We start from the raw sequence: 4,125 nt of genomic DNA, 5'->3' as shown, positions 1-4,125 counted from the left end.
GGGGGGGATGACTTCGACCAAAGAATTGTCGATTGGCTCATCCGTCAGTTTTTGGAGACGGAAGGGATCGACCTCTCGCGGGATCGCATGGCCCTGCAGCGGATGCGGGAGGCTGCTGAGAAGGCCAAAATTGAGCTGTCCAGCACCCAGGTTACACTCATTAACCTGCCTTTTATCACCGCCGACGATTCGGGGCCCAAGCACCTGGAAGTGGAGCTGACCCGCGGCAAGTTTGAGGAGTTGGTGCGGGATCTGGTGGAGGCCACCGTGGAGCCTACAGAACAGGCGCTGCGGGATGCTGGCCTCTCCCCTGCAGACATCGACCGCGTGCTGCTGGTGGGCGGCTCTACTCGTATTCCCGCTGTCCAGGAGAAAATTCGGCAAATCTTCAAAAAAAACCCAGATCGCTCCGTCAACCCGGACGAGGCGGTGGCCCTTGGCGCTGCCATCCAGGCAGGCGTGGTGGGTGGAGAAGTGAAAGATCTACTGCTGCTGGACGTGATCCCTCTCTCGATTGGGGTGGAAACGCTGGGGGGAGTCTTCACCCGCATCATCGAGCGCAACACCACCATTCCCACCAGTAAAACCCAGATTTTCTCCACTGCCACCGATGGCCAGAGTGTGGTGGAGATTCACGTCCTGCAGGGAGAGCGGGCCATGGCCAAAGACAACAAAACCTTGGGCCGCTTTCAGCTGACCGGGATCCCGCCGGCTCCCCGTGGGGTGCCCCAGATCGAGGTTTCTTTTGACATCGATGCCAACGGGATCTTGAAAGTCTCGGCTCGGGAAAAGGGGACAGGAATCGAGCAGAGCGTCAAGATCACCAACAACGGTGGCTTGAGCAGCAGCGAGATCGAGCGAATGCGTCGGGAAGCGGAGGCCTATGCCGAAGAAGATCAGCGCCGGCGGCAGTTGGTGGAAGCCCGCAACCAGTCAGATAGCCTGCTCTACAACTACGACAAAACCCTGCAGGAGCATGGCAATCGCCTCAGCGAAGCTCGAATCCAGCGGGGGGCTCAAGTGGCGGGCACATTGAGGGCATTGCTGGCAAATGATAACGTAGACTTAGCAACTTTACGGAACGCAATGGAAGAACTGCGGGCTGTCCTGCTGGAGATGGGTAGCGAGATCTATGGAGCTCGCTGAGGATTCTAGGCAACTGCTTGCTCTCCCCCAGCTCCGGTGCCTTGTAGGTCTGCTTCGGTTGTGCTGCCTGACAAGTTGCATCTCAAGTGTGTCTGATGTTTTGATCTTTAACCTCTTCTGAAGCGCTTCTATGGCTCGCGACTACTATGAAATCTTGGGGGTTAGCCGCGATAGCTCCAAAGAGGAGATCAAGCGCGCCTATCGACGGTTGGCTCGTAAGTACCACCCGGATGTCAACAAGGAGCCAGGCGCCGAGGAGCGCTTCAAAGAGATCAACCGTGCCTATGAGGTGCTCTCTGATAATGAGCTAAAAGCTCGCTACGATCGCTTTGGAGAAGCGGGTTTGAGTGGAGCTGCTGCGGCAGCAAGTGGATTCCAGGATTTTGCGGGGATGGGTGGCTTTGCCGACATTTTCGAGAGCTTTTTCACCAACTTTGCAGGGGCAGGAGCCAGCTATGCCCGCAGTCGCCAGGGGCCGGTACGGGGCGATGATCTGCGCTTTGACCTAAAACTGGAGTTTCTGGAAGCCATCTTCGGCGGCGAAAAGCAAATTCGCATCAGCCACCTGGAGGTCTGCAATGTCTGTGGGGGCAGCGGGGCCAAGCCCGGTACGGAGGTGAAAACTTGCCCCACCTGCGGGGGCGGTGGTCAGGTGCGGCGGGCAACCCGCACGCCGTTTGGCAACTTTACCCAGGTCTCGGTTTGTCCCACCTGTGGTGGCAGCGGTCAGGTGTTGGAAGAGCCCTGCTACAACTGCAATGGCGAGGGCTTGGCCCAAACCACGAAGAAACTGCGCATTAACATCCCAGCCGGCGTGGATAGTGGCACCCGTTTGCGGGTTTCTGGGGAAGGCGATGCCGGTCGACGCGGTGGCCCGCCCGGGGATCTCTACGTCTACCTGTTTGTGGAACCGGATCCCGACTTCCAGCGAGATGGCCTGACCATTCTCTCGGAGGTGCGGGTGAGCTATTTGCAGGCCATCTTGGGGGCCAAGGTCTCTGTGCCCACCGTGGACTCGAAAGCCGGCCTGGAGGAGGAGGTGGAGCTGACCATCCCAGCCGGATCCCAGCCGGGTACAGTGCTGACCCTGGAGGGCAAGGGGGTACCTCGCATTGGCAACCCGATGTCTCGGGGCGACCACCAAATCACCTTGGTGGTGGAGATCCCCACCCGCATCAGCTCAGAAGAGCGGGAATTGCTCATGCGCCTGGCTGAGCTGCACGGAGAACGCATCAACAAGCGGGATGGTTTCTTGGGCGGGTTGTTGCGGGGGCTGGCCCAGATGCCTGGCAACCGGGAGCGTGAGGAAGAATGACTGCAGAGGCTGTTTCGTCGGAAGAGGTCAAGTTTATCCTTGACCAGCGCGGGATCCCTTGCCCACTTAACTACGTGCGGGCGAAGCTGCGCCTGGAGCGCATGGCTCCTGGAGAACTGCTGGAGCTATGGCTGGATGCGGGAGAACCCCTGGAGCAGGTGCCCAACAGTCTAGCCATGGCCGGGCATCGGATTGAGGGACAGGCAGCTTCCCCCGAAGGCCATCACATTCTCTGGGTGCGTCGTGGCACGCCTGAGTCGGCATGAGCCCGGTGAAACCAGAAGGAAAGGGGGATCCGGGATCCAGTTGTACCGGCTGGGTGCGAGCAGCGCAGGCCAACTTTTATCGCGTGCGTATCGATCCAAGTTTGGCTGCCCTCTTTCCCGAGATCCCGGCTCGGTTTCCGGTTGAAAAGCCCACGCCGGCAGAGATTCTCTGTACCAGTCGGGCCAAGCTGAAAAAAATGGGTCAGCAGGTGATGGTGGGGGACTGGGTGGAGGTGCGCTTGCCGCCTGCTGCCGCCGCTCTCTGGCCGGAGCGGGGGGTGATCGAGGTGATCCTGCCGCGGCGCACTCAACTGCCTCGACCTGCTATTGCCAACGCAACCCAAGTTCTGGTGGTGGTGGCCCTAGCCGAGCCCGACCCTGAGCCCAATGCCCTCAGTCGTCTGCTGGTGCAAGCCGAGGCCAGCCAACTGCGGGTTCAGGTGGTGCTGAACAAATGTGACTGCGTGGATCCCGAGGTAGCGACAACCTGGGTGGGACGCCTGCAGAGGTGGGGATATGAGCCTCTGTTGGTCAGTGCCCACACCCAAGCTGGGATCCCCCAGTTGCAACAGTGCTGTCGAGATCAGATCTCGGTGGTGACAGGCCCTTCCGGGGTGGGCAAATCCAGCTTGCTCAATCGGCTGCTGCCGGACGTTCGGCTGGCCACTCAGGCCGTCTCCAGACGTTTGGGCCATGGTCGGCACACCACCCGCCATGTGGAGCTGTTTCCTTTGCCGGAAGGCGGTTGGATCGCCGATTCGCCGGGATTCAATGCTGGCGAAGGGATCCCGCCGGTGCATCCTTTGCAGTTGATACGGTGCTTCCCCGAAGTAAGGGATCGTTTGGGCGCCTGTCAGTTTCGCGATTGCCTACACCATCGAGAGCCGGGCTGTGGGCTCCGAGATCTGGATTGGGAACGACGGACTTTTTACTTGCAGCTTTTGCAAGAAGTCCAGCAGGTGCAAAAGGCATCGGTGGGCCTTATCCAGCCTGGCCAAGATCCCAGTCTCGCCAGAATTGCGCGAAAGACCCCAATCTGAGGACTATAGTCATTCCAAACTAGATTGAGACACTCCTCAAGCATTCCGTGCAGCTTCTGCGACCACTCCCAGCCCCTCTTCCTTTGGGAGAGGGGAGTTAGGAACAATACACAATACAACAGAAATGTTTCATTCCTGTCTAAAATGACTATAAAACGACCGTAGAATGTCAGGTGGACCAGATCTTGCGGATGGGCAAGGTGAAGCCCGGCAGCACGTCCTCTCCCGATAAGGTTTCCGGATCTTCGACCAATTCCGGCGCTTGCCCTTGTCGGTAGATCATCACCTGCTTGGCCTTGGGATCCAGCAGCCACCCCAGCCGGCAGCCGTTGTCCATGTATTCTTGCATCTTGGCCTG

General features: G+C 59.1%; 5 protein-coding genes. 4 read left to right on the top strand and 1 reads right to left on the bottom strand.

Annotation, left to right across the window (positions count from 1 at the left end; translation table 11 throughout):
• The 4 genes from NW839_RS13355 to rsgA form a co-directional block, all read left to right on the top strand.
• Positions 1 to 1,146: Hsp70 family protein (locus tag NW839_RS13355; RefSeq protein ID WP_414380710.1), on the top strand; the 1,146-nt coding region annotated here is incomplete at its 5' end.
• A gap of 130 nt (positions 1,147 to 1,276) precedes the next feature.
• The gene (gene dnaJ / locus NW839_RS13350; protein WP_414329167.1) at positions 1,277 to 2,461 is read left to right on the top strand and encodes a molecular chaperone DnaJ; all 1,185 of its coding nucleotides are present in this window, start codon (positions 1,277 to 1,279) and stop codon (positions 2,459 to 2,461) included.
• Positions 2,458 to 2,727: a sulfurtransferase TusA family protein gene (locus NW839_RS13345; protein ID WP_414349857.1), complete on the top strand. Its 270-nt coding sequence runs from the start codon at positions 2,458 to 2,460 to the stop codon at positions 2,725 to 2,727. The genes dnaJ and NW839_RS13345 overlap by 4 nt, the downstream gene beginning before the upstream one ends.
• A complete protein-coding gene (rsgA, locus tag NW839_RS13340) occupies positions 2,724 to 3,767 on the top strand; it encodes a ribosome small subunit-dependent GTPase A (RefSeq protein WP_414349856.1) in 1,044 nt (347 codons plus the stop codon). Before NW839_RS13345 ends, rsgA begins: the two co-directional genes overlap by 4 nt.
• Positions 3,768 to 3,936: 169 nt before the next feature.
• Here rsgA and NW839_RS13335 read toward each other — a convergent pair.
• On the bottom strand, positions 3,937 to 4,125 hold a 189-nt coding region (locus NW839_RS13335; RefSeq protein WP_414380709.1), incomplete at its 5' end, for a Uma2 family endonuclease.

Origin of the sequence: Synechococcus sp. R5-15, assembly GCF_047462035.1 — a bacterium.
Lineage (GTDB): Bacteria > Cyanobacteriota > Cyanobacteriia > Thermostichales > Thermostichaceae > Thermostichus.
This window is presented reverse-complemented; position numbering and strand designations above follow the sequence as displayed.